Consider the following 24648-nt stretch of genomic DNA (forward strand, 5'->3'; position numbering starts at 1 on the left):
TTGCCTCGATAGCTCAGTCGGTAGAGCAGGGGATTGAAAATCCCCGTGTCGGTGGTTCGATTCCGCCTCGAGGCACCATTATTAAAAATGGTGTTTGATAAGATAACTTATCGACAACATACAATTCCCCCTTAGTTCAGTCGGTAGAACGGCGGACTGTTAATCCGTATGTCGCTGGTTCAAGTCCAGCAGGGGGAGCCACTTAAGAAGCCTAGTCGAAAGACTGGGCTTTTTTTCGTCTGTATATTGGCGTGTTGCGCCAATATGTCGCTGACGGAAGGCCGCCCCACCTGCGCGGCCCGGTTCAGTCCAGCAGGGGGAGCCACTTAAGAAGCCTAAACTAGGCGTCCCCGACGAAAGACTGGCTTTTTTTCGTCTGTATATTGGCGAAATGTCACTGACGAAAGACTGCACCAATAAGAAAGCCTGCTTGTGATAGCAGGCTTTATCGTCTCAGTTTTACCCTTCTGACGTTTAAGCGTTGTATTCCATGCCCGCTGATAAACGGAATGTGCCTCGCGCGGTGCGTCCTTCATCAAGATAGGAAAAGTCTTCGCAAAGCTCTGTCACCAAGGCAATCCCGCGGCCACAGCGGGCAACGGAGTCTTCGAGTGTGCTGTCACTTTCTTCGTAATAGAAGCCTTCCCCGTTGTGCGAGACGTAAAAAGTAAGTTCACGCTTAACCGGATTAAACGAGATCCCAACTTCCATAAAAGCGAAGCTGTCTAACGCATCAAGACGGGACTGACGCTCGATGTAGTAATCCAGAAAACCTTCATCATCGACTTTCAGATCAGAGGCCAGTTTCAGCAGGCCATGTTCCAACGCATTATTGGCAAGTTCCGACATGATGGTACACATCAAATCCAGATCGATATTGCTTCCCAGCGTGCCTTTGAGCATGCGGCGGATTTCTCCCACCAGATTGACCTTTCTAAGCTCATTGGCACCAAAGTAAACCGTTAGCTGAGCGGGAGAGCGTCTGTCGTAAAAGTCCGGGTCGCCTGGCTGCAATTCAACGCGACTGAAAATAGGGGCTGTCATTTCAAGCATCGACATATCATCCCCGACACCACCACCTTTGGTGAAATTGCCCACATGGTCGCGCGTGACGTCGATGATGCTTGGCATGTTGTCTGAAAAGATCGCTTCCAGTCCTTCTTCGCCCAGCTCTCTACCGTCAGCATCGCGCGCTTCGATGACACCATCAGTGAAGAAAAACAGCTTGTCCCCTTCATCCAAACGCAGCGCAACGAGATTGGCTTCAAACTCATCAGAATCCATCGCCCCCAGCGCCATATGCGCAGACGGCAGTCTTGCCTTGATGTCACCATGTTTATCGAGCAGGTAGCCGTCCGGCATTCCCCCACCCCACCAATTCACCTCGAGCCCATTGGCAGACACTTCGAGCAAATTAGCGGCGACCAGCATGCCGGGAGGAAGAAATTTTTTCAGCGTTTCATTCATTTCTTTCACGATGTCGCCCAGAGCGAAACCGTGTTTAGTCATGGCAAAAAACGCCTTAGTGGCAGGAATAGTCGAAATGGCGGCAGGTAGGCCATGGCCGGTCGCATCCGCGAGCATGGCATAAATACCACCTTGAGGTCTTGGCGTGACCAGCACAACATCACCGTTGAAGTTGGTGAACGAGCTGGTATAAAACTCAACCCCTTCCGCTTCCTGATAACAGGCCTGCATCAGGTTACTGAAGATGGTTTCTGCCATAGTGTGCTCATACAGGGTGTGCGCCTGAAAATGCTTGAGCTTGTCACGCTGTTCAGAAACCTCGTTATACAAACGAATGTTACGGCAGTGGGCGCGAACTTTGGCCACAATGGTAGTGCGGCTGACCGGCTTGGTCAGGAAGTCATCCCCCAGCGTCATACAACGGTTGAAGGCATCGTTATCTGTAATTCCGGTCAAAAACACAATCGGCAAATACTGGGATTTATAACGCATGCGGATTTGCTTGGCCGCTTCAAACCCATCCATCACTGGCATCAGGACATCCATGATGACCAGATTGGGCAGCTCGTCGAGCGACTCCAGCATATCCAATGCCATCTGACCGTTATCCGCGATAAGCAACTCTTCAAATTCATCCTTGAGTACGTGCTCAAGGAAGCATTGCAGCGAGACTTCGTCTTCAACAATTAACGCTTTCACCCGCCACCTCCGAAAATCGAATTACTCGATGATAAATTTCTTTTCGAAACGGGCGATCACCAACACACGTTTTATCTGTGGCATGGTGTTGATCAGGCGGATATCGCCTTCCTTTTTATTGAGGAAGCTTTGCATATTCAGCAGCATGCCAAGTCCCGCACTATCAATGTATTCGGTACCGCGAAAATCGACCACGATATCCTTGCCCTGACAATCGGTGTAGGCATCCCGAAACTCCTGTACAACGCTGAAGTCAAATTGCCCGTTAACATGGATTACGACTGACTTGCCGTCATTTTTTTCTTCACGACTGATGGCCATAGTGTCTCCTAAAACAATTCGATGTCGCCTTCATCTGCAGACATTTGTTTTGCCGGTGCTCGCTCCGCTGAGCCAGCCATTTCTTCGATATCGTCGACTGCTTGGTGCAGCGCGACCCAATCCACATTGCCAGACTCCAAGCTCGCCATGATGAGGGCGTTCAGGTCTTCCAGAATGTGGAGGTTGTTCAATACGTGTTGACCCTGCTGTGACACGATGTCCGCGAACTGCAGGCCCTGAATACTCTTCGATACTTCAGCACGCACCGCATCCCCCTGTTCAGTCATCTTGCCAATCTCCAGCGTGACCTGATGATTGACTTCCTGAACCCCTTTTAAGAGGGATTCAATGCGTGTTTTAGATTCAATTGATGTCGTCATATCAAGAGTGGCAATCTCACCCACAATTGCGCTGGTCTGTTTCACCGTGTCTTGCGCAAGGTTGATGTCACGGTGGATTTGACTGTTGAGTGACGTCGCACGGTTTGCCAAATCGCGAACCTCTGCCGCCACAACACCAAAGCCTCTGCCCAATTCACCTGCACGGGCTGCCTCAATCGCCGCATTCAACGCCAACAGATTGGTTTGGTCAGACATCGCCTGCACCTGATCAAGAAGACCAAACACCGCTTGCAGTTTTTCCGACATGTCATGAATGCAGTGAATCGCCGTAATGGACTTCTCTGATACCTGCACCAAAAGATCAATATACTGATCGATGGCCTGCTCGGTTTCAGGCAACACTTTGGCTAGGTTGAATTCACTTTCCTGATTGTTCAGCAGATCTGTCACCATGTGTTTTGCCAGAGTCGATTGCTCCCCTACTGCACGCTCCATACCAAAGAAGCTCGAGTTCAGGTTGTGCACAGAGTCGTTAATCACTTCCTGCTGCCTGTCGAGTTGCTCCCGAATCGGGATCAATTCAATGTTAAGGATGCTGTGAATCTTGCGCAGAATAGCCGTTGATTCATAGGAGACACTATTGTCATCCTGCGGCACCTCAACGGTATACTCTGCCTCAACGTGCTCCACCTTCCCATCTTGTTTGACCAACAACAACACAGCCAAAGACACAATGACCGCTGCAGATATCGTTAACGGTGTTTGTGCAATGACCAGCGGATAACAACCCGCTGCAATGCCCAATAATGCGATGAACCATCTCACACTTTGTTTACCCATATACTTTGCCTACTAGGTAAGTCGCGACTTTTTCTAAAGGCAGCACTTGTTGTGCTGCTTCTATTTCTACTGCTGCCTTTGGCATGCCCCAAACCACTGAGCTCTTTTCATCCTGCGCAACAGTCACCGCACCGGCATGTCGCATTTCCAACATGCCCTGAGCGCCATCTTTGCCCATGCCTGTAAGCAGAATCGACAGCGCGCGGCTACCTGCTGCTTCCGCCACAGAGGAAAACATCACATCAACAGACGGCTTATGGCGTTGCACTGGCTCACCGTCACTTCTCACACAGTAGTAGCGACCAGAGCGTTTAACGACCTGCATGTGAAAATCACCGGGTGCGACATACACCCGCCCGTTTACAAGCGGCGCTTTATCAGAGGAAAGTTCTTCAACATGGAGCTTGGAGGCACGGTTAAGCCGCTCGGCAAAAGATTTACTGAACAGCGCTTTGATGTGCTGGGTGATAACAATCGGCGGCATCATTTCGGGCAAAGCTTCCAGAACATGCCGGATAGCTTCTGTCCCGCCTGTTGAAGCACCAATAGCAATAATGTCGAAGTCTGAATCGAGTTGGCGGCCAGAAACACTGATCTGTCCTTGGTTGCGGTGTGTGGCGCCAGCAATGTTAGCCGTTGCCGCCATTTTCACTTTCTCAATGACCAGTTGACGGTAGTTACCCATCTCTGCGGCCACGTTTTCTGTCGGTTTGGGAAAATAATCCACTGCTCCCAAATCAAGCGCTGCCAGCGTGGCATCTGCTCCATGTTGGGTCAGTGTGGATATCATCACTACCGGCATAGGATGAAGACGCATCAGGTTACGCAAAAATTGCACGCCATCCATCTTGGGCATTTCAATGTCCAAGGTGATCACATCTGGTTTGAGTTTTTTGATTTTTTCCCGCGCTTCATAAGGGTCAACCGCGGAACCCACCACCTCAAGTTGAGGATCTGAATCGATAATTTCACTGAGCAATGCTCTAAATACGGCAGAGTCATCGACAATCAGTACTCTATGTACTTTTTTTCCCATTAGAAAAGCTCCGCACTGTCGTCATCATCTCGTTTCGCCTCATTGACCAGGCGACGTTTATAGCTGATCTCTTCTGCTTCTACCTCTGCACGATATCCACGCAGTTTTTTGACCCAGGCTTTTCCCGTGATCGGATCGAAAACCACCTTTCGTGGAAACTCGCTGCCCAAATCCTCTCCTGCCAGATTCAGACCTTCGTTTTTCACATAATTTCGGATGAACTCAATGTTCTTCTCACCCACATTGGCTTGCTTGCCCGTCCCCATTACCATGCCACCGCCAAAGAGCTTTACCCGCAGTCGGCTTTTAACAGCGCCCTGCTGGATCAAGGTGTTTATCAAAAGCTCCATGGCATAGTTGCCATATCGCGCAGCATTGGAGCGCCATTGAGTCGGATCCCATCCCTCAATATTGTCGGCATCTCCAAACGGCAACATAAAGTGATTCATTCCACCAAGTTCGATGAAGGGATCCCACACACACGCAGAGATGCAGGATCCCAGCCCGGTCGAGATCAATTCACGCTCGGTGGTGACATACACTTCCCCGGGCTGAATCTTTACCATCATCATTTGCTTACCGGGGTGATAAAAACGCCTCGCCCCTGCCCCAATCGGACAACCGGTAAGCTCCAAAATCTTGTGCATAGGGAGCTCTACTCGATGTTAATGCTGCTCAGGATCTTGAAGTCAGGGTTTGCGAAACATGGTTTGACCCAGGTTCTCAAACCGGCTTCCCATCTGTCCGATGCTTTCTGAGTGACCGATAAATAAAATGCCGCCGCTGGCGAGCTTTTCCCAATAACGTTCTATCAGCATCTGCTGAACGTCTTTCTCAAAGTAAATCATGACATTACGGCAGAAAATGGCATCAAGCGGGCCTTTGTGGGGCCAGTTCCCCATCAGATTCAATTGCTTGAACGTAATGGCCTGTTGCAACGAGGGCTTCACTTTCAAAAGCTCCTGCTTCTTGCCTTTACCGCGAATGAATCCATGTTTAAGCATTAGGTCGGGGATGGCCTTCATCGCCTCAATGCCGTACGTCCCGTTTCTCGCCACTTCGAGTACTTGCGTGTCGAGGTCCGTCGCTAAAATCTTGCAATCATAATTTGGCGTTAATACGCCGCATGCCGCTAATGTCGACGCGATGGTATAAGGCTCTTCACCGGTTGAGCAGCCTGCCGACCAAATCCGGATACGGCGTTTTTTCTGCTGCTGCCACTCTGGCACCATGGTGTTCACAATGTAGTCAAAGTGATGCTTCTCGCGAAAGAACTGGGTTTTATTGGTCGTGAGGGCGTTGATAAACGCCACCCGCTCATCAAGATCATTTTCAACCCGGTAGAAATAATCTTTGAAGTTGTCCAACCCGGTTCGACGGAGTCTGCGCGCCAACCTACCGTAGACCATCGAAGTTTTACGCTCAGAGAGAGAAATCCCCGTCTCCCTGAGCATAAAGTCCTGAATGAACTTGAAGTCCTTATCAGTAAACTCAAACTCGCGCTGCTCTTCGATTTGGCTCAGCGCCTGAATGGCGTTCACTGTTAGAATTCCTCCCAGTCATCTTCATCTGACGTCGGCGATGCAGCAGGCGTTGGCGCATTCACCGCCTTTTTAACCGGAGCAGGCGCTGGTGCTCTCGGCGCGGCAGGTGCACTACCCGTGAAGCTTTTGATCGGTTCTTTGCTGACGCCGAAGCCCGTTTTGCTGCTGTCGACCTGGAAGAAACCAATCAGATTGAGAAGCTCACTGCCCTCGTCACGGAGCGATTGGCTCGCCGCAGAGGCTTCTTCCACCAATGCTGCATTTTGTTGGGTCATCTCATCCATCTTGACCACGGCTTTCGATATTTCATCGATACCTGTCGCCTGTTCCTGACTTGCGGAGTTGATCTTGCCAATCAGGGTGCTGACTTCACCGACGGCGTCCACGATCTCGTTGAGCATTTCGCCGGACTCATCCACCAGCCTTGAGCCCTCAGATACTTTCTCGACGCTGTCTTTTATGAGGTCTTTGATTTCTTTCGCTGCCCCCGCGCTTCGTTGTGCGAGATTACGAACTTCACCTGCAACGACCGCAAAGCCCCGACCCTGTTCACCGGCTCGGGCCGCCTCTACTGCAGCGTTCAGTGCCAGCAGGTTGGTCTGGAAGGCAATTTCATCGATTACGCTGATAATGTCGGAGATGCGTTTACTTGCCTTGTTAATCTCACCCATCGCCTGCACGGTCTGTTTCACCACTTCACCGCCTTTCTGGGCTTTGGTGCTTGCATCTTGCGACAAGCGGTTAGCAGAATTGGCGCTTTCTGCATTTTGCTTCACGGTTGAGGTCATCTCTTCCATGCTGGCGGCAGTCTCTTCAAGGCTTGCTGCCTGCTCTTCAGTACGCTCGCTCAGGTCTGAGTTACCTTCTGCAATTTCACCGGAAGCCGACGCCACACGCGCTGAAGAAGCCGTGATTTTTTCCACCATGTCGCGAAGGTTAGTGATGGAGGTATTCACTGCATCACTCAGTTGGGCAAAGTCGCCTTTATAGTCTTCCGGCATGTTCACTTTGAGGTTACCGGTCGACACTTGGGACATGACGTCCTTGCAGTTATTCAGCGGCGAAGCCATAGAGTCGAGCAGGCCATTTATGCCCTCACTGAGGTTCGCCATAAAACCGCTGTATTTTGAAGTATCGATGCGGGAATCAAGACGCCCTTCAGAAGCAGCTTCAATCAGCCCCTGAACATCGCGCTGACCTGCCATTTGCTCAGTGATGTCTTCCCATTGCAGCGCAGGGCCAATGTAGTTTCCTGCTGCGTCATACATCGCGATACAGGTCAGGGTGAACTCAAGCTCGCCGACTTTGATCTCTGCGGTGTACGGCAAGCGATCGGGGTTACCGATAATCCCACGTTGGTGCGCCGGGTTCTTATGGAAGATATCGATATTTTTACCCACCAAGTTATCAGCCTGAAAACCCGGGAAGATACCGCGCAGGTCGCTTTCGCGACTGCGGAGCAGGTTCTTCAATGCAGGGTTGTAGTAGGTTATGTTGCCGTCTTTATCCGCCATCATGATGTTAGTGGTCATGCCTTCAACGGCAGAGACTAAGCGGCCAACTTCCACTTCGCGCTCACGCTCAGCGGTCACATCGCGCCACTCAAGGCTGTTACCGATATAATTGCCACTGGCATCCACAATAGCTGCTACGTTTAATTCGATGACGATGCCAGCAACCTGAATATCGGTTTTATAGGGCAGGTTATTGGGGTCAGAAAGCAGCTGGCGCTGGTGAGCAGGATTTTTGTGGAATTCATCAATGCAGCGTCCCATTAACCAGTCTTTCGTCGCCATGAAGCCAGGCCAGACTTGTTTAAATGACGCTTGATGAGTTTCGAACAACCTGACAGTTTCTTCGTTGATGTAAGTAATGGCGAAGTCTCGGTCAATAAGCACCATCGCCGTCAGTGATTGATCAATCGCCGCTTGCAGTTGGGCGCGCTCATTGTCCGCTTTCAGATCCTCGGTAATATCATCCCACTCCAGCGTATTGCCGATGTAATCACCATTCTCGTCGGTGACGGCACCAACAACAAGCTTAAGGGTGACATCTTCTACCTGGATGTTGGTTTCGTAGGGAAGATTCGCCGGGTTCGAGAGCATCTGTCGCTGGTGCGCTGGATTGGAATGGAACATGTCAATGCAGGTTCCTTCAATCCAGTCTTTGTCCGCACGGAAGCTCGGCCATTTCGATCGGAAAAGGGCTTCATGCGTCTTCAACAATTCCACCGATTTGTTGTTGACATAGAAGACCTTAAAATCACGATCGACCATCATCAGCGCCGTCTGCGCTGTGTCCAGTGCGGACACAATGTGCGCCTTTAAACCCTGATCTTTTTGTGTGTTTTCAGCTGCAGCTGCTTGCTCTTTCTTCCACCACGACATAATTGTTATTCCTCGCTAACCAGATCTGGCTGCGTTACTTCATGCAACTCGTCAAAATCGAACAGTTTTTCTAAACGGATTAACACCACATGCTTACCATCTACTGAGGCGATACCTTCGATGTACCGCTCATCGATTTTCACAAAGCCGGGTGCAGACTTTATTTGGCTTGCTGAAAGCTGATAAACCTCAGCAACCGCATCCACAATGACGCCAAGGGACTGGCCTTTGGCATTTCGCACAATCACCACAACGGTGGTTTTGCTGAGCACGGACGGATCCATGCTGAAACGCTGCCTGAGATCCACAATGGGAATGTATTCCCCGCGCAGTTCAAGCACGCCCAACAGATAGCTTTCGCTATTCGGGAGCTTTCGGACTTCTGACCATCCACGTACTTCTTTCACATCAAGGATGTTCAATCCATATTCTTCTTCATCGATGAGGAAGCTGAGGTATTCCATAACGTCTTCTGACATAACCCCTCCTTAATGCACCAGGTTGTCGATATCGAGCAGCGCATCCACATCCAGGAGGCTCATCACCTGCGCATCCACATTCAGTAAGCCGCTGACAAACGGCATCACAACAGAGTCACCGATAGGTGGGATCAAGTTGTTGTTTCCCATGTCGATCACGTCCGACACGGCATCAACAACAATCCCCATCATGCGATGGCCTGCGTTTTCACCCGCTTTGAGGATCAGCACCACGGTCGTGGGCAGATACTCCACTTTGCCGATATTGAAGCGCACACGGAGATCCATAATCGGCACGATCATCCCGCGAAGGTTGATCACGCCGAGAATAAATTCGGGAGCGCGTGGAATGAGTGTGGGTGATTCCCAAACGCGAATCTCTTCGACAGTTTGGATGTCAACGCCATACAACTCATGGGCGAGATCAAAGCTCAGGAAGTCAGAACCTTGCAGTCTGTCCTCACTTTCCATCACGCCTTCTTTACTCTCTGCTACAGCCAGGGCTTGCTCGCTCATTTGCTCCTCCTATGCCGCAATATGGTTGTTGGCGTCACCGACGCGACTCAGGAACCCCGTCATCAACCCCTGCACATCCAGGATGAGGGAAACGGAACCGTCACCAAGAATCGTCGCCCCCGAGATCCCGTTGACACGGGTGTAGTTAGACTCGAGGCTCTTAATCACCACCTGTTGCTGCCCAAGCATTTCATCAAGCAACAATCCAATACGGTTGCCACCCGCTTCCACCAGACACAACAGCTGCTTATCGAGCGCGCCCGATTCACCAAGGCAAAACTCTTCTTTCAAGCGAAGGATGGGAATGTTTTCGTCCCGCAGGCGATAGAGCTCAACGCCGCCAGTCGCGACTTTGACACGATCCGATTCGATCTGGATCGATTCGATAATCGAAATCAGTGGGACGACAAACACCTGATCAGCCAGTTTGACCAATTGACCATCAAGAATAGCCAGCGTCAGTGGCAGACTGATGCGGAACACGCTGCCTTCATCAGGCTTGGAGTCCACTTCAATGTGACCGCCAAGATCTTCGATGTTACGTTTCACCACGTCCATCCCGACACCACGGCCAGAGACATCAGAGACCACTTCTGCCGTTGAGAAGCCCGGCGCGAAGATCAGGTTGTAGACTTGGTGATCGGAAAGATCGTCAATCGACGTGTCGGCATGCAGCAAGCCCTTCTCGATGGCTTTTTTCCACACTCTTTCTTTATTCAGACCGGCACCGTCATCACGCACTTCGATGACGATGGATCCGCCCTGATGATAGGCGTAAAGATTGACGCGTCCTGTTTCGGATTTCCCTTTAGAAGCGCGTACATCCGGCGCTTCCAAACCATGGTCAACCGCGTTACGCACCAGGTGAACCAATGGGTCTGTGATTCGCTCCAGCACGGTCTTATCGAGTTCGGTTTGCTCACCTTCGATGATCAATTCAACGTTCTTACCCAATTGGGAAGACAGGTCGCGGATGAGGCGCGGGAAGCGGTTAAACGCAAAGCTAATAGGGAGCATGCGGATATTCAGCACACTCTCCTGCAGCTCTTTGGTGTTTTGCAGCAATTGATCCAACCCTGCTTGCAGGCGTTCAAGTTTGCTTTCAGAAAAATTCTGGCTGAGTTCAGTGAGCATGGACTGTGTAATAACCAGCTCACCGACAAGATTGATGAGATTGTCGACCTTATCGATCTCAACACGGATGGAGGAAACTGCATCGGCTTTGGATGCTGGTGCTTTCGCAGGCGCTTTTGGTTTGGCTGCGGCCGCTAGTTCTGGCGAGTTTTCTGCTGGTGCCGCCGAAGATTCAGTGCTTGCCTGCTCAACAGCAGGCTCTTCCACCTTGACGCCTTCCGCCTGAGTGATTTCCAAATCACATTCGTCTTCTACCCATTCAAAGATTTCTTCAATCTGATCACGGGTAATGACGCTGTCGACGGTGATTTTCCAGCTGAGATAGCACATCTCAGGCTCAATTTCACCGAGGGTCGGCAACTTGTCCTGAATACATTCGATAATACAGTCAGCGCCAAGGTCGAACATCTCGCGAAGGATTCGAACCGGATCGTTGCCCGAGAAAAACATCTCTTTGTGAGGCTGGAAAAATACGACCCAATCGCCCGCGCCACCACTCTGCTCTGTCGTTGGCTCTTCCGCTTCGGTTGCAGGAGTTGCACCACCGGAAGTCGGGCCACCATTAAGCAACTCGTTCAATTGGTCAGTCAGTGCGTCTCTTAATACGTGGTCGAAGTCTGTATCAGTTTCATAAGCCACCAGCATGCTGTTGATGCAATCGCCCCCTTTGAGGAGCAAATCAATGGTAGCAGCATCAAGACGACGTTTCCCTTCCCTGGCTTCGTCAAGCAGTGTCTCCATGACATGAGTAAACTGGCTGATCTCATTGAGATTAAAGGTCGCACCACCGCCTTTTATCGAGTGAGCAGCCCGGAAAATTGTGTTGATAATATCAAGATCAACGTCTGCATCCGGGTCAAGGGCAAGCAGCTCACGCTCCAGGACTTCAAGGTTCTCACGACACTCCTCATAGAAAATCCGGCGCAGTTGGTCCATGTCCAAAGCCATAGCGATCTCCTTGGTGGAACACTTAAATAACGCGTTGTAGAGTCTTCAACAGAGTGTCAGGGTTGAACGGCTTAACAATCCAGCCAGTAGCGCCGGCAGATTTACCCATACTCTTTTTCTCTGCCGACGTTTCAGTGGTCAGCATCAGAATCGGTGTGAATTTATATTGCGGTACAGCACGTACCTGACGGACAAATTCCAATCCATCCATGTTTGGCATGTTGACGTCGGAGATAATGACATCGTATTGGCCCGACTTGGCTTTTTGCAGCGCTTCAGCGCCGTCGTTGGCGGTTTCTACCTGATAGCCCGCTTCTTTGAGCGTGTGGCTTACCATTTGACGAATAGATACAGAATCGTCCGCAGCTAGAATTTTTCGCATACTGTCACCCTGATTGAACTACCTGAAAAACTTACTCAGCAAAATCGACTAAACCTAACGGCTCAACCAATCCTAATGTTTTTGCTGCTCCCACCAATTCACCGGACGCGCCTTCCCACTTCCAACTGATTGATTGGTTGTGGCAAAGGTTTCTGGCGGTAAGTAGGAGTTGTAATCCTGGTGCATCAACACGTGATACTTCGCTACCATCGATCAGCAAGCTGTCTGACTTCTCTAATTCGGCTTGCAGGCGATCTTTTAGGTCCATCACCTGTGTAATGTCTAGTTGTTCCCCCAATGAGAATCCCATCGCAGAATTCCCTCCCCTAACAATTGACTTACGTCGAAAAGTTTTATGTACCACTAAGTGTAGCAATAATGGGAAAAATGAAAGTTTTTTAACCAATTGGATTTAAAGTGCGACATCCGGTAAATATTCCGACACCTTTGACCAGAAACCCTGTCATGGAGGTCGATGGATTTTCAGTTTTCAGAAAGTGAATGCCAGCGGGAAAGAAGTGATAAACCCATCACATTACAATGAAAACAGGTCAAAGCTCAGCCAGTGCGATGCAATTCACACCAAATAAAGCAAAAAAGCAGCAGTCGAACGATTTGAGTGAGAAATTATTTTGACAAGAACCCGGCTCTGCTATTTAATGGCGCCCGTTGCCTCGATAGCTCAGTCGGTAGAGCAGGGGATTGAAAATCCCCGTGTCGGTGGTTCGATTCCGCCTCGAGGCACCATATTCAGTGAAATGGTGCAGATACAACAGCAACGTTTCCACGGTTTGTGTGCCGGCTTAGCTCAGTTGGTAGAGCAACTGACTTGTAATCAGTAGGTCACCAGTTCGACTCCGGTAGCCGGCACCATCTAAAACGAAAAAGCCTCGTCATTGACGAGGCTTTTTTGTATCTGCAATTTATCATCAGCCAAAAGAAAAAAGGGTTGAACGCTCGTCCAACCCCTTCTGGAATTATACCAATCACAGTAGGTAGGTGATCAGAAATAGCGCAGGAAAAATGCTCGAGAACAAGGCGGAAAATTTCGATAAGTAGCTATTCTACAATCAAATTTTACAACGCAGTTATCGAGCATTTTAACAAGCTAGGGCGAGCAGATATTTACTACGATTGGTATTAGTTAAATATCGATTGCAGCCAGCTTACCGGGTCGGGCTTGTCGCACCGTTTGCGCCAATGGCCTTTCGGATCCCACATTGGCAACTTACTCTCGCTGAAGCAATCAGTCACAAACTGCCCTTCCCTGACCTGATACGGCACGCTGGCAAGTTCAGAAGGCCAGTTCAGCGTCAAAGGCTCAGGTTGCCTTGCTTTGATGTAATCCGCATACAAACGCAAAGCACCGGATGAGCCAGTCAGTTTGGTCGACTTGTTATCATCACGGCCTAGCCAGACCGTGACCACTTCACGGCCATCAATGCCGACATACCAGCTATCACGGTTGTTGTCTGTGGTGCCTGTTTTACCCGCAAGACCTGCCCAGCCAAATGAGGGGTTGAGATAACGGCCAGTTCCGGTTCTTACCACTTCCTTCATCGCGTACATGGTCAGCCAGCTTGCCTGCTCAGAGACTGTCTGACTCGACTTCGGCCAATTTCGGTAAAGCACCTGACCATCACGGGTAACGACTGCACGCAACGCTGTTAAATCAGCTTTCCGTCCGCCACTGCCGATGGTTTGGAACATCTGCGTGACTTCCATCGGCGTCAAGGTAAATGCTCCGAGAAGCAATGACGGCACACGGGTGATTTGGTCGGGGTCGACACCCAGTTCTTCATAGGTATCAATGACCGTTCCCAAGCCCACAGCCAAACCGAGATTAACCGTCGGAATGTTGTAAGAGTGCGCCAGCGCTTTGAGCAAAGGCACCTGCCCACGGAATTTTCGGTCGTAGTTGCGCGGCTTCCACTCGCTGCCCTGATCGCCTTTCAACACAATGGGTTTATCATCCAATGGTGACGCCAGATTGTATTTGTCAGGATCTGACAATGCCGCCAGATACACTGCCGGTTTGGAAAGCGAGCCAATCTGTCGGCTACCATTGAGTGCCCGGTTAAAACCCGCATAACCAGGACGGCTGCCACCGACCATGGCACGAATCTCCCCACTTTGGCGGTCTGCAATCACCACTGCCGCTTCCAGATCTTTTCCGGCAACTTTCTTTAGTTGATCAACCTTCTTAACCACGGTTTTATCGATGATCGACTGAGACAAAGGATCTAGCGTACTGAACACGCGGAGGCCACTCTCTGGATTGAATTGGCTGCCAACGCGCTCGCGGATTTCGCGGGTCAGTTGTTCAAAATAAGCAGGCTGTCGGCTGTTAATGCTCGGGGATTTCTGAATACCGAGTTTGCGCCCCGCAGCTTCTGCGTATTGACCAGAAGAGATAACACCACTTTCCATCATCATACGAAGGATAAGGTCACGCCTTTCCTGCACACGCTCTGGATAGCGCCAAGGGTTGTAGTACGAAGGGCCTTTGACGATACCCACCAGCAACGCCAACTGATCAATACTGAGCTCTTCAATTGGACGACCAAAGTAAAGGCGCGCTCCCAAAGGGAAACCATGGACTCCCTTGCCACGTGCCTGACCCAGATACACCTCGTTCAGGTAGGCTTCGAGAAGTCGGTCTTTGCTGTAGCGATAGTCCAGCAGCACGGCGATATAAGCTTCCTGCGCTTTACGCCACAAGGTGCGGTCGCGGGTGAGAAACAGGTTTTTCGCCAGCTGTTGGGTGAGAGTTGAACCTCCCTGCACCGTTCGGCCTGCTTTGAGGTTGACCACCAATGCACGGGCAATCGCAAGAGGAGATACACCATCATGGTGATAGAAGTTTCTGTCTTCCGTGGTCAGTAGCGCATCAACCAGAAACTCAGGGAATCGTTCACGAGGCAGGAAGATACGCTGCTCATCCGTGTTCGACTCCATGGTGCCCAACAGCTTGGGTTCAATTCGTAGATAACCCAGTTGCTTACCACTGTCGAGCTGCTTCAGGCTTTGCACGCCTTCCCCAGAAAAGGAGATCATCACGTGTTGCGCCTGCTCCGGCCCGTCTTCAAACTCAAAAGGACGACGGATAATCTCGACGCGGGTTTTCGACGCGGAATACTCACCCGGCCGGCTTGGATTGCGCACACGCTTGTAGTTGAGGATGTCGAGCTCGCGCTTCAGCGAATCAATGGTAACGGCTTCTCCGGGTGCAAGATGCAGAATGCGGCCATATACCACGGCAGGCAGTTGCCAGATTTGCCCGTCAAAGCGTTCCTGGATTTTGCTATCCAGATAAATCCCCCAAATCGCCATGACTGCCAGAAAAACCAGCGTGCATTTAAAGCCAAAGGAGAGCAGTTTTTTGCCCCAGCCTTTCTTCGCTGAGGCCGTTTTTTTCTTGCCACCACGCGGGCTCGCCGTTTTGCGTCGCGTGCGGGGTTTGGTGTTCTTAGTTTCTTTTGTCATGAAGTCTGGTTCAGGCTTCCGGTTTAAAGTGTTTTTTAGTTAATCGTGTCGGCTGATGATTTGCTGGATCATCTGGCCACACATGTTTCGGGTAGCGCCCTTTCATTTCTTTCTGCACTTCGCGGTAAGCGCCTTGCCAGAACCCTGCCAAGTCTTGCGTAATTTGCAGCGGCCTTTGTGCCGGACTCAATAGCTCAACCACCAGAGTCACTTTGCTATCGGCGATAGTCGGTGATGTCGCCTGACCATACATCTCTTGCATTCTGACCGCCAAGACCGGTTTTTGTCCCTGTTGATAGCGAATAGCGTAGCGTGAGCCTGTTGGTACTTCGTAAGTTTCCGGCAGCAATTGGTTAAGCTGTTTGGTGATGTCCCAGCCAAACCAAGCTTCCAGTGCACTGAAGAAGTCGATTTTCTTCAAATCCTTCAAGCTACGAACACCGTTCATAAACGGTGCCAGCCAATCGTCGAGCGACCCCAACAGCGCAGATTCATCAAGCGGAGGCAGCGAAATGGCTAATTCCCAGCTTTGCGCACATCGCGCCCGGTTCAAAAGGCTTACCGCTTTGTCTGACATCGGTAATGATGTTTCGCCTTTTCGCTTAATCGCCTGAATCAGCGCGCGGGTCAGCATGTCATCACTTAATCGTGCTATCGCTTTTTTAGCGACAACGATGTCACCGCAGCAAAGGTGTTTCTCGGCAACCAACGCGCCTTTCTTTTCGTCCCAGTCTACCCATTCGCGTTCAGAAAACAGTGAAGGCAGACGGGTTTGCAACGTTGAGAAATCCGTACGCACGGCGGTAAAAATGCGGCTATCACCCTGCGCCACACTCATTAAGTCCACCGCAATTAACGCTTCTTCCCCTGAGAGTGGATGATCGGCATCGACTTGCGCCCCATGCCCATTACTTAATAAGAAGCGACCATTGTTGCCGCGGGATTTGGCAATCCTATCCGGCCACGCCGCGGCAGCAAGGATGGGCAACCAGTCACCGGATAAATCCTCTGACAGGGAGCACTTCATTCTTGCAGCCAATTGTCCGGCACGCTGGCGGCAGGTCGGCTTTTTCATTGCCATCATCAATTGAAGGCGCAAATCAGGGTCGGCTTTGCCTCGCGGTGGTTCTTCTGCCCAAGCTGCCAACCAGCAGGCTGTGGAAGTGGCTTCCTCACCAAACACCTTTGCCGCTATAAGCATTGCACCAAGACGGGCATCTGTTCCCAGCTCAGTCACCTGCTTGCCTTTGTGCGTCAGCGCATTGTGTTCATCGAGAATATCCAGCTGTCGCAATAGGGTAACGGCTTGCTGCCAATGTTGGGTCGGCGGCAGGTCAAGCCATTGCAAATCTTCCGGCGCACAGCCCCACTGCACGATTTCCAGCACCAGTTGCATCAAGTCACTGGTAACGATTTCTGGATCTGGAACTGCCCGCATCCGCTGGAACGAGTCTTCACTGTAAAGACGAAGACAAAGGCCTGCTGATAAGCGACCTGCCCGCCCCATCCGTTGAATCGCAGACGAGCGCGCAATCTGCACCGTTTCGAGCTTGGTGATGCCAGTTTTGCGGTTAAAGCGCGCCACGCGTTCAAGCCCTGAATCCACCACCAAGCGAATGCCTTCAATCGTCAAACTGGTTTCAGCAATGTTGGTTGCAAGTACCACCTTACGTTGGCCTTTCGATGCTGGTGCGATCGCCGCCTGTTGTTCTTTGGCATTCATCTGACCAAACAATGGGCAAACCATCACACCATGGGGCACTTTCGTTTCCAAGACTTCGGCCACACGGGTGATTTCCCCTGCGCCTGGCAAGAACACCAGCGCTGAGCCCTCTTCTTCCTGCATCAATTTCGCAACGGCAGACGCCACTAAACCCTCATAGCCGTATTGTTTGGCGATCGGCTGATAACGCACTTCAACCGGAAAGCTTCGCCCTTCGGAAGTCAGTACTCTCGCTTGAGGTAGCAGGGTCGTTAGCGCTGCATCGTCCAGTGTCGCTGACATAACCAATAAGGTTAAATCATCACGAAGCGCGCCCTGTACATCCAAAGAGAGCGCCAGCGCAAGATCCGCATGAAGGTTGCGCTCATGGAATTCATCGAAGATAACCAAACTGACACCGTCGAGTTCTGGGTCAGATTGGATCATTCTTGTCAGTACGCCTTCAGTGACGATCTCAAGGCGGGTTTTGTCACTGACACGGGTTTCTCCACGCACACGTAAACCTATCGTCTCACCCACTTTCTCACCGCGCTGGGAAGCCAGAAAGCGGGCAATGTTTCTTGCCGCTAGACGACGGGGTTCCAGCAGGATGATTTTTCCTTCGAAGACATTTTTCTCCAGCAGCGCCTGCGGCAATCTTGTCGATTTACCTGCCCCCGGCGGCGCTTTAAGAATCACTTGCGAAGATTGGGTCAGTGCGGAGATCACGTCTTCTAAGACGCTGTCGATAGGGAGCTGTGACAATGGAAAGGCCTTTATGTCAGAATTACGCGAACAGTATACCCAAATCACGCAAGGATGCAGGACGTTGAGCAAGGAAACGCGAAGACTCTTCTTCGCTTTGGATTTAAGCGACACGCACAACGCCAACAGCCGCAGCACCATTGTTGCGCTCAAGCAAACGCTAGCCGAGCGCGGTCGGCCCGTTCCCGATGAGAACCTCCATATTACCCTGGCGTTTCTCGGCGAAGTCGACAGTCCTGCCTATCGCTCGCTGTGTGAGGTTGCAGATAAAATATCGCTTCCAGCCATCTCTACCCAAACCACAGAAACCGGCGAATTCCCCAAACAGGGCATCCTCTGGCTCGGGATTGAGGAGAATGCCACGTTAAGCGCATTGTCCAGCCAGCTGCAGGAGGCTGCCGCCAAGATCTTAGGTCGCTCTGCAGAACATAATTTCGTGCCGCACATCACCTTAGCGCGCCGAGCCAGACCGACAGAAAACCGACGCTCGCTCCGAACGCCGCTCACTTTTTATCACTTCGGCATTTATGCATCAGTACCGGCTGAAAATGGGCACGGCGTACATTATCAATGCCTGAATCGTTGGACATTAACCCGTTGATGTTCGTCGGTATATTTATCAAGGACAACCATGAAATTTGACCCTCCATTACAACCGGCCACCTTAATCCGTCGCTATAAACGTTTTCTTGCCGACGTGACATTGACGGATGGTTCTGAAGTCACCATGCACTGTGCGAACACAGGTGCCATGACAGGTTGCGCCACACCGGGGGATACCGTGTGGTATTCCACTTCTGACAACCCCAAGCGCAAATATGCCAACAGCTGGGAGCTGACAGAAACTCAACACGGGCACCTTATTTGCATCAATACTGCACAGGCTAATCGTCTGGTGGTGGAAGCGATCAAAGAGGATGTGGTGGCGGAATTGCAGGGTTATGAAACCCTTCGTACCGAAGTACCGTATGGTGAAGAGAAGAGCCGCATCGACATCCTGCTTCAATCACCGGACAAAGAAGACTGCTATATAGAGGTGAAAAGTGTCACGTTATTGGAAGAAGATGGACAAGGCTTCTTCCCGGATACTGTCACCACTCGGGGTCAGAAACACTTACGGGAATTGGGCGTGCTCGCCCAACAAGGAAAACGCGCGGTGCTGTTTTTTGCCGTGCTTCATTCTGGAATTGAGAAGGTGTCAGCGGCAAAACACATAGATGCGGTCTATAATCAGCTACTTATAGACGCTCAAGCACTTGGTGTGGAAATTCTGTGTTACCAAACGACACTTTCATCAGTCCATATGAGCATAAATAAACGGGTCCCGTTCTCCCAGAATTGAGAAAAAATGTAGACATCTTCACACTGGGATGACAAGAGGCAAAAACAAAGATTGCCTCGTTATAGGGTTTCTGATATAGATACCGCCCTCTTTTGACCGAGCAGGTCAGGGTGTATTTAGGAGAACGCTTAATGCCAGAGAGCAAAGTTAAAAAATCGCTGGGCATCCTGGCTACGGCCGGGTTAGAACCTTACCAAGAGAAGGCTGGCGAGGAGTACATGAATGATCAACAAGTTGATCATTTCCGTAAAATCCTCCAAGCGTGGCGTAATCAGCTTAGGGAAGAAGTTGACCGTACTGTACATCACATGCAAGACGAAGCGGCTAATTTCCCTGATCCTGTTGACCGTGCGGCACAGGAAGAAGAGTTCAGCCTGGAATTGCGTAACCGCGACCGCGAACGCAAGCTGATCAAGAAGATCGACAAAACCCTTCAGCGTCTGGAAGACGATGATTTCGGTTTCTGTGATTCTTGTGGTGTTGAAATCGGTGTACGTCGCCTTGAAGCCCGTCCTACTGCGGATCTATGTATTGACTGCAAAACCCTTGCAGAAATCAAAGAAAAGCAAATGGCAGGCTAAGCCTACCGCTTTACCGAGATTCATGGCAAAAAGGGAGCTAAGGCTCCCTTTTTCCTTTTTCAGAGAAACAGAAAATGCAATACGTCGGGCGATTCGCCCCTTCGCCATCAGGCCCCCTACACTTTGGGTCCTTAGTGGCAGCGCTGGGAAGCTACCTTCAGGCTAAAGCCCATCAAGGTAACTGGTTGGTTCGTATCGAAGATATCGATCCGCCACGGGAAGTCGCCGGGGCGGCTGATGCCATTCTCAAAACACTGGACGCCTACGGCCTTCATTGGGATGACGGCATCCTTTACCAGCATGACCGCTACGATGCCTATCAAGCGCAGATCGAGCACTGGCTAAGAAATGGTGAAGCCTACTTCTGTCAATGCACCCGACGCCAGATAAAAGACGCCGGTGGCATTTACCCTGGCACTTGCCGACAAAGGACACTGGGCGCTGATGGTTCTGCTGTTCGTGTCTGCATTGATAGCCCGGTGACAGAGTTTGTTGATATCAAACATGGTGTGATGCCACTCGACCCTGCGATGGCAGCGGAAGACTTCATTATTAAGCGCCGTGACGGGCTTTATGCCTACAACCTGGCGGTGGTAATGGACGATATTCATCAAGGTGTCACAGAGGTCGTTCGTGGCGCGGATCTTATTGAGCCGACGGGAAGACAGGTTTCTCTTTATCAAAAACTGGGCGCACCTCAGGTGAGTTATTTACACTTGCCACTTGCACTCAACGCCGACGGTAATAAGCTTTCTAAGCAAAACCATGCACCGGCCATCGACAATACCCATCCTGGTCCCGCCCTTGAAGCTGCATTGGCATTTTTAGGGCACCCTGTTCCTGCTGAATTACAGGGGGCACCGGTGGAAGAATTGCTCCTTTGGGGCGAGAAAAACTGGCAGATAAGCAAGCTGCCAAATGAGACGGAAGTGATTACAGCTTTCTAAAATACGGAGCGGTGATATATCATATGCCGTCGTTTTTATGGCCCGACCTGTCAGATACGAGGTGAGTTATCTTTAATCGAGTTACCAGCTTTTGCCGTAAGGTATTGAATCGCGATAATAAAACACGCGCGATTGATGACCTGAAGCTAGAAGTTATTCCACGCCAAGAGCACGGTATATCAAGAAAAGATATCAGCGAAAATGCGCTGAAGGTGCTCTATCGCCTGAATAAAGCAGGCTTTGAAGCATACCTCGTTGGTGGTGGTGTGCGTGATTTGCTGCTGAATAAACAGCCAAAAGATTTCGATATCGCGACCAACGCGACGCCGGAAGAAGTGCGTAAGCTGTTCAGAAACTGCCGCCTGGTTGGCCGCCGTTTCCGTCTGGCACATATTCTCTTCGGTCGTGACGTGATTGAAGTGGCGACCTTCCGTGGTCACCACGGCGCTGATAAAGGTGATAAGTCTGCCAGCCAGTCGAATGACGGCATGCTGCTGCGTGACAACGTTTACGGCACCATCGATGAAGATGCAGAGCGCCGTGACTTCACCGTCAATGCCCTTTACTACAACATTGATGACTTCTCGGTACGCGATTATGCAGGTGGTGTTGAAGACCTGAAAAACCGCGTGATCCGCCTGATTGGCGATCCGGAAACCCGTTACCGTGAAGACCCGGTTCGTATGCTGCGTGCAGTGCGCTTTGCCGCGAAGCTCGACATGCAAATTAACGAAGCGACAGCCGCACCAATTCCTGCGCTGGCTCACCTGCTTCGTGATATTCCTGCCGCCCGTCTGTTTGAAGAAAGCCTCAAGCTTTTGCAATCCGGCAACGGCTTGGATACCTATCGCCTGCTGCGTGACTACAATCTCTTTTCGCCACTGTTCCCGATCCTTGATGAGCATTTCACCGAAGATCGCAGCAGTAAATGCGAGAAGATGTTGGAGCTGGTACTGAAATCTACCGACGATCGCGTCGCCAATGACCAGCGCATCAACCCAGCCTTTATGTATGCCGCTATGCTGTGGTACCCGCTGGAAACCCGCGCAGAAGAAATCGCCTTCGAAAGTGGCCTGAGCTACTACGACGCCTTTATGGTCGCGGCCAATGACATTCTGGATGAGCAGGTGAAGAGCATCGCGATCCCGCGCCGCTTCACTGCAATGATTCGCGATATCTGGCAATTGCAGCTTCGCTTGAGCCGCCGCTCAGGTAACCGCGCTTACAAACTGCTGGAACAAAACAAGTTCCGCGCTGCGTTCGATTTCCTTGAAATGCGTGGCAAAATTGAAGGCGGACAACTGGAAGAGCTCGCCACCTGGTGGGATGACTTCCAAAGAGCGAACCGTGACGATCGCCATGACATGGTGCAGGTGCTGAACAAGGCCAGTGCAGCGAAAAAGACCCGACGTCGCCGCAAAACCAAGCCTCGCAGCCGAAAGCCTAAACCGAAGTCGAATACAGAATCATGATCCGCGCTTACATTGCTATAGGCAGTAACTTAGGTAATCCGGTAGAAAAAGCCCAACATGCGATTGAGGCACTGAAACATCTACCAGGTACCCGCTTTGTCTGTACATCTTCGCTCTATAGCAGTAAGCCGATGGGTCCCGCCGACCAGCCCGATTATGTGAATGCGGTTGCAGCCATTGACACCGAGCTTCAACCGTTAGATCTTCTTGATCATACACAGCGTATTGAGCTGGAGTTTGGCCGCGAGCGTAAAGAAGAACGCTGGGGACCACGAACTCTGGACTTGGATATCCTGCTGTATGGGGATCTCCAGCTGGAAAGTGAACGGTTAACCGTTCCACACTACGGGATGAAAGTGCGTGAATTCGTGCTTTACCCTCTCGCCGAAATAGCCCCTGACTTGCAGCTGCCTGATGGCAGTGCTGTCGCAGAGCTGGTCGCCGTCACGGATAAAAACGGCCTGACTGCCCTCGCGTAAGCACACTCGCCTAGGCACCGAAACAAAACAAGCAGGGTTTGGGAGACAAGATGAAAAAAATTACGATTAGTACCTTAATGGCATGGAAGCAGGAAGGACGTAAATTTGCTTCGGCAACTGCTTATGACGCCAGTTTTGCCCAATTATTTGAAGAGCAGGAAATGCCTGTGTTGCTGGTTGGCGACTCACTAGGCATGGTTTTGCAAGGAAAGAGTGACACCCTTTCAGTCACGATTGACGAAATCGCTTATCACACGCGCAGTGTGCGTGCAGGTAGCCCAAATAGCCTTCTGATGGCCGACATGCCATTTATGTCATTTGCCACGCCAGAAGAAGCCTGCAAGAACGCAGCAGTTCTAATGCAAGCCGGCGCCAACATGGTGAAAGTGGAAGGCGGCGCTTGGCTAGCTGATACCATCACCATGCTGACCCAACGCGCTGTGCCTGTATGTGCGCACCTTGGCCTGACCCCTCAATCCATTAATATCTTCGGTGGCTTTAAAATTCAGGGCCGCGAAGAGGAAAAAGCAGAGCAAATGGTTCAGGACGCACTGGCGCTCGAAAAAGCCGGTGCTCAGGTTATCTTGCTGGAATGTGTGCCAAAAGCGCTGGCAGCGCGCATCACTGACGCTGTCCGTGTACCTGTCATTGGTATCGGTGCAGGTAATGCGACGGATGGCCAGATTCTGGTGATGCACGACATGTTCGGCATCTCTGCTAACTACATCCCACGTTTTTCCAAAAACTACCTGAAAGAAACGGGCGACATGCGTCTGGCTGTGTCCCGTTACATTGAAGAAGTGGCAAGCGGCGAGTTCCCTGGCCCAGAGCAGACGTTTAACTGAGGAATGCCGATAAATGCAAGTAATCGCTGAGATTGCCCCACTCCGTGAACAGGTTCAGCAATGGCGCCGTGAAGGCCAGCGCATTGCGTTTGTCCCTACCATGGGTCACCTGCACGACGGTCACCTCACTCTGGTTCGCAGAGCCCGTGAGAATGCCGATGTAGTGGTTGTTAGCATCTTCGTTAACCCAATGCAGTTTGATAAAGCAGATGATTTGGCGGCGTATCCTCGCACGCTCGATGAAGACATTGCCAAACTGAACACTGAAGGGGTTGAGGTGGTATTCACCCCGACCGCCGACATCATGTACCCCAATGGCATGGACAATCACGCATTTGTGGATGTTCCGGGCCTTTCCGGTGTGCTTGAAGGCGCATCCCGTCCAGGCCACTTTAAAGGCGTAGCAACCGTTGTTTCCAAGCTGTTCAATATGGTTCAGCCGGATGTGGCTTGCTTTGGTGAGAAAGACTTCCAGCAACTTGCCGTGATTAAAAAGATGGTGGACGATCTTTGCCTGCCTATCGAAATCATTCCTGTTGCGACCGTGCGTGAAGTGGATGGGCTTGCCATGAGCAGCCGTAATACCCGTTTGACCGTCGATGAGCGTCAACGTGCACCAGTGCTGGCAAAAACTCTGCGTTGGATCAGTAGCCAAATGCGTGGTGGCCGTAACGACTACAGCGAACTGGTGCTGGACGGTAACGACCAGCTGCGCGCAGCGGGTCTAGAGCCAGACGAGATTTTCATCCGTGATGCCAACACCCTGCAACCTATCAGCGAGCACACTTCTAAAGCCGTAATTCTGGCAGCTGCTTTCCTGAGCCAAGTGAGACTTATCGACAACCTTACTGTTGATTTGACCCCACAGGTCGCTGACGACAGCGAAGAGTAATACGCTCGCACTCAGATAGTAAAAAACCGCCGGAAGGCGGTTT

The 24648-nt window shown here is 51.1% G+C and carries 22 protein-coding genes and 4 tRNA genes; 12 read left to right on the forward strand and 14 right to left on the reverse strand.

What is annotated here, in order from left to right; genetic code table 11:
* Window positions 1-2: 2 nt before the first annotated feature.
* Both QL223_RS16455 and QL223_RS16460 read left to right on the forward strand, forming a co-directional pair.
* Window positions 3-78: transfer RNA gene (locus QL223_RS16455), tRNA-Phe, on the forward strand.
* A gap of 47 nt (window positions 79-125) precedes the next feature.
* Window positions 126-201 (forward strand) — tRNA-Asn (locus tag QL223_RS16460).
* A 273-nt stretch (window positions 202-474) separates the two neighbouring features.
* On the opposite strand, the gene QL223_RS16465 is transcribed toward QL223_RS16460, so the two are convergent.
* The 12 genes from QL223_RS16465 to QL223_RS16520 are packed head-to-tail and all read right to left on the reverse strand — an operon-like array spanning window position 475 to window position 12404.
* Window positions 475-2166, reverse strand: a complete 1692-nt coding sequence (locus QL223_RS16465) for a SpoIIE family protein phosphatase (RefSeq protein ID WP_046304363.1) — start codon at window positions 2164-2166, stop codon at window positions 475-477.
* Window positions 2167-2187: 21 nt separating this feature from the next.
* Window positions 2188-2487 (reverse strand): STAS domain-containing protein, encoded by a 300-nt coding sequence (locus tag QL223_RS16470; protein ID WP_002537468.1) that lies wholly within the window; start codon window positions 2485-2487, stop codon window positions 2188-2190.
* A gap of 8 nt (window positions 2488-2495) precedes the next feature.
* Window positions 2496-3668 (reverse strand): methyl-accepting chemotaxis protein, encoded by a 1173-nt coding sequence (locus QL223_RS16475; protein ID WP_002537467.1) that lies wholly within the window; start codon window positions 3666-3668, stop codon window positions 2496-2498.
* Entirely contained in the window at window positions 3661-4704 is a 1044-nt protein-coding gene (locus QL223_RS16480) for a chemotaxis response regulator protein-glutamate methylesterase (RefSeq protein WP_002537465.1), read from the reverse strand. Before QL223_RS16480 ends, QL223_RS16475 begins: the two co-directional genes overlap by 8 nt.
* Complete coding sequence (locus QL223_RS16485; RefSeq protein ID WP_039849735.1) at window positions 4704-5351, reverse strand: chemotaxis protein CheD; 648 nt, start codon at window positions 5349-5351, stop codon at window positions 4704-4706. The genes QL223_RS16480 and QL223_RS16485 overlap by 1 nt, the downstream gene beginning before the upstream one ends.
* Window positions 5352-5393: 42 nt before the next feature.
* A complete protein-coding gene (locus tag QL223_RS16490; RefSeq protein ID WP_002537461.1) occupies window positions 5394-6245 on the reverse strand; it encodes a protein-glutamate O-methyltransferase CheR in 852 nt (283 codons plus the stop codon).
* Between the two features lie 2 nt (window positions 6246-6247).
* The gene (gene aer2 / locus QL223_RS16495) at window positions 6248-8635 is read right to left on the reverse strand and encodes an aerotaxis transducer Aer2 (RefSeq protein WP_281545345.1); all 2388 of its coding nucleotides are present in this window, start codon (window positions 8633-8635) and stop codon (window positions 6248-6250) included.
* 5 nt (window positions 8636-8640) lie between these two features.
* Complete coding sequence (locus tag QL223_RS16500; protein ID WP_002537459.1) at window positions 8641-9114, reverse strand: chemotaxis protein CheW; 474 nt, start codon at window positions 9112-9114, stop codon at window positions 8641-8643.
* A gap of 9 nt (window positions 9115-9123) precedes the next feature.
* Window positions 9124-9630 carry a chemotaxis protein CheW gene (locus tag QL223_RS16505; RefSeq protein ID WP_046304369.1) on the reverse strand — a complete coding sequence of 169 codons (507 nt, stop codon included), beginning with the start codon at window positions 9628-9630 and terminating at the stop codon, window positions 9124-9126.
* Between the two features lie 9 nt (window positions 9631-9639).
* Window positions 9640-11712 carry a chemotaxis protein CheA gene (locus QL223_RS16510; RefSeq protein WP_002537456.1) on the reverse strand — a complete coding sequence of 691 codons (2073 nt, stop codon included), beginning with the start codon at window positions 11710-11712 and terminating at the stop codon, window positions 9640-9642.
* Window positions 11713-11734: 22 nt separating this feature from the next.
* On the reverse strand, window positions 11735-12094 hold the full coding sequence (locus QL223_RS16515) for a response regulator (protein WP_002537454.1): 360 nt from the start codon (window positions 12092-12094) through the stop codon (window positions 11735-11737).
* A 31-nt stretch (window positions 12095-12125) separates the two neighbouring features.
* Window positions 12126-12404 carry an STAS domain-containing protein gene (locus QL223_RS16520; protein ID WP_002537453.1) on the reverse strand — a complete coding sequence of 93 codons (279 nt, stop codon included), beginning with the start codon at window positions 12402-12404 and terminating at the stop codon, window positions 12126-12128.
* Between the two features lie 361 nt (window positions 12405-12765).
* On the opposite strand from QL223_RS16520, the gene QL223_RS16525 reads away from it, so the two are divergent.
* Together QL223_RS16525 and QL223_RS16530 are read left to right on the forward strand one after the other, a co-directional pair.
* Window positions 12766-12841, forward strand: a tRNA-Phe gene (locus QL223_RS16525).
* Between the two features lie 50 nt (window positions 12842-12891).
* Window positions 12892-12967, forward strand: a tRNA-Thr gene (locus QL223_RS16530).
* Between the two features lie 267 nt (window positions 12968-13234).
* Here QL223_RS16530 and mrcB read toward each other — a convergent pair.
* Both mrcB and hrpB read right to left on the reverse strand, forming a co-directional pair.
* Window positions 13235-15580, reverse strand: a complete 2346-nt coding sequence (mrcB, locus tag QL223_RS16535) for a penicillin-binding protein 1B (protein WP_002537451.1) — start codon at window positions 15578-15580, stop codon at window positions 13235-13237.
* Window positions 15581-15590: 10 nt separating this feature from the next.
* The gene (hrpB, locus tag QL223_RS16540) at window positions 15591-18047 is read right to left on the reverse strand and encodes an ATP-dependent helicase HrpB (protein WP_281545346.1); all 2457 of its coding nucleotides are present in this window, start codon (window positions 18045-18047) and stop codon (window positions 15591-15593) included.
* A 13-nt stretch (window positions 18048-18060) separates the two neighbouring features.
* On the opposite strand from hrpB, the gene thpR reads away from it, so the two are divergent.
* The 8 genes from thpR (at window position 18061) to panC (ending at window position 24605) form a co-directional block, all read left to right on the forward strand.
* Window positions 18061-18648 carry an RNA 2',3'-cyclic phosphodiesterase gene (thpR, locus tag QL223_RS16545; RefSeq protein WP_002537449.1) on the forward strand — a complete coding sequence of 196 codons (588 nt, stop codon included), beginning with the start codon at window positions 18061-18063 and terminating at the stop codon, window positions 18646-18648.
* Window positions 18649-18678: 30 nt separating this feature from the next.
* Window positions 18679-19389 carry a DNA/RNA nuclease SfsA gene (gene sfsA, locus QL223_RS16550; protein WP_002537447.1) on the forward strand — a complete coding sequence of 237 codons (711 nt, stop codon included), beginning with the start codon at window positions 18679-18681 and terminating at the stop codon, window positions 19387-19389.
* Window positions 19390-19520: 131 nt separating this feature from the next.
* Window positions 19521-19970, forward strand: a complete 450-nt coding sequence (dksA, locus tag QL223_RS16555) for an RNA polymerase-binding protein DksA (RefSeq protein WP_002537446.1) — start codon at window positions 19521-19523, stop codon at window positions 19968-19970.
* A gap of 74 nt (window positions 19971-20044) precedes the next feature.
* Window positions 20045-20917 carry a tRNA glutamyl-Q(34) synthetase GluQRS gene (gluQRS, locus tag QL223_RS16560; protein WP_039849734.1) on the forward strand — a complete coding sequence of 291 codons (873 nt, stop codon included), beginning with the start codon at window positions 20045-20047 and terminating at the stop codon, window positions 20915-20917.
* Between the two features lie 68 nt (window positions 20918-20985).
* Window positions 20986-22389 (forward strand): polynucleotide adenylyltransferase PcnB, encoded by a 1404-nt coding sequence (gene pcnB / locus QL223_RS16565; RefSeq protein WP_083939849.1) that lies wholly within the window; start codon window positions 20986-20988, stop codon window positions 22387-22389.
* Window positions 22386-22868: a 2-amino-4-hydroxy-6-hydroxymethyldihydropteridine diphosphokinase gene (gene folK / locus QL223_RS16570; RefSeq protein ID WP_002537441.1), complete on the forward strand. Its 483-nt coding sequence runs from the start codon at window positions 22386-22388 to the stop codon at window positions 22866-22868. Before pcnB ends, folK begins: the two co-directional genes overlap by 4 nt.
* Before the next feature lie 50 nt (window positions 22869-22918).
* Window positions 22919-23713, forward strand: a complete 795-nt coding sequence (gene panB / locus QL223_RS16575) for a 3-methyl-2-oxobutanoate hydroxymethyltransferase (protein ID WP_002537440.1) — start codon at window positions 22919-22921, stop codon at window positions 23711-23713.
* Between the two features lie 13 nt (window positions 23714-23726).
* Window positions 23727-24605 carry a pantoate--beta-alanine ligase gene (gene panC / locus QL223_RS16580; RefSeq protein ID WP_281545347.1) on the forward strand — a complete coding sequence of 293 codons (879 nt, stop codon included), beginning with the start codon at window positions 23727-23729 and terminating at the stop codon, window positions 24603-24605.
* Window positions 24606-24648: the final 43 nt, after the last annotated feature.

This window comes from Grimontia sp. SpTr1 (genome assembly GCF_947387585.1).
Lineage (GTDB): Bacteria > Pseudomonadota > Gammaproteobacteria > Enterobacterales > Vibrionaceae > Enterovibrio > Enterovibrio indicus.

Bases quoted from the DNA above. Each gene is read 5' to 3' on its own strand.
- QL223_RS16480 (WP_002537465.1), bottom strand. From the start codon at position 4,704: ATGGGAAAAAAAGTACATAGAGTACTGATTGTCGATGACTCTGCCGTA.
- dksA (WP_002537446.1), top strand. From the start codon at position 19,521: ATGCCAGAGAGCAAAGTTAAAAAATCGCTGGGCATCCTGGCTACGGCC.
- QL223_RS16505 (WP_046304369.1), bottom strand. From the start codon at position 9,630: ATGAGCGAGCAAGCCCTGGCTGTAGCAGAGAGTAAAGAAGGCGTGATG.
- sfsA (WP_002537447.1), top strand. From the start codon at position 18,679: ATGAAATTTGACCCTCCATTACAACCGGCCACCTTAATCCGTCGCTAT.
- gluQRS (WP_039849734.1), top strand. From the start codon at position 20,045: ATGCAATACGTCGGGCGATTCGCCCCTTCGCCATCAGGCCCCCTACAC.
- mrcB (WP_002537451.1), bottom strand. From the start codon at position 15,580: ATGACAAAAGAAACTAAGAACACCAAACCCCGCACGCGACGCAAAACG.
- QL223_RS16515 (WP_002537454.1), bottom strand. From the start codon at position 12,094: ATGCGAAAAATTCTAGCTGCGGACGATTCTGTATCTATTCGTCAAATG.
- folK (WP_002537441.1), top strand. From the start codon at position 22,386: ATGATCCGCGCTTACATTGCTATAGGCAGTAACTTAGGTAATCCGGTA.
- QL223_RS16485 (WP_039849735.1), bottom strand. From the start codon at position 5,351: ATGCACAAGATTTTGGAGCTTACCGGTTGTCCGATTGGGGCAGGGGCG.
- QL223_RS16470 (WP_002537468.1), bottom strand. From the start codon at position 2,487: ATGGCCATCAGTCGTGAAGAAAAAAATGACGGCAAGTCAGTCGTAATC.
- aer2 (WP_281545345.1), bottom strand. From the start codon at position 8,635: ATGTCGTGGTGGAAGAAAGAGCAAGCAGCTGCAGCTGAAAACACACAA.
- QL223_RS16510 (WP_002537456.1), bottom strand. From the start codon at position 11,712: ATGGCTTTGGACATGGACCAACTGCGCCGGATTTTCTATGAGGAGTGT.
- QL223_RS16500 (WP_002537459.1), bottom strand. From the start codon at position 9,114: ATGTCAGAAGACGTTATGGAATACCTCAGCTTCCTCATCGATGAAGAA.
- thpR (WP_002537449.1), top strand. From the start codon at position 18,061: ATGTCAGAATTACGCGAACAGTATACCCAAATCACGCAAGGATGCAGG.
- QL223_RS16520 (WP_002537453.1), bottom strand. From the start codon at position 12,404: ATGGGATTCTCATTGGGGGAACAACTAGACATTACACAGGTGATGGAC.
- panC (WP_281545347.1), top strand. From the start codon at position 23,727: ATGCAAGTAATCGCTGAGATTGCCCCACTCCGTGAACAGGTTCAGCAA.
- QL223_RS16475 (WP_002537467.1), bottom strand. From the start codon at position 3,668: ATGGGTAAACAAAGTGTGAGATGGTTCATCGCATTATTGGGCATTGCA.
- panB (WP_002537440.1), top strand. From the start codon at position 22,919: ATGAAAAAAATTACGATTAGTACCTTAATGGCATGGAAGCAGGAAGGA.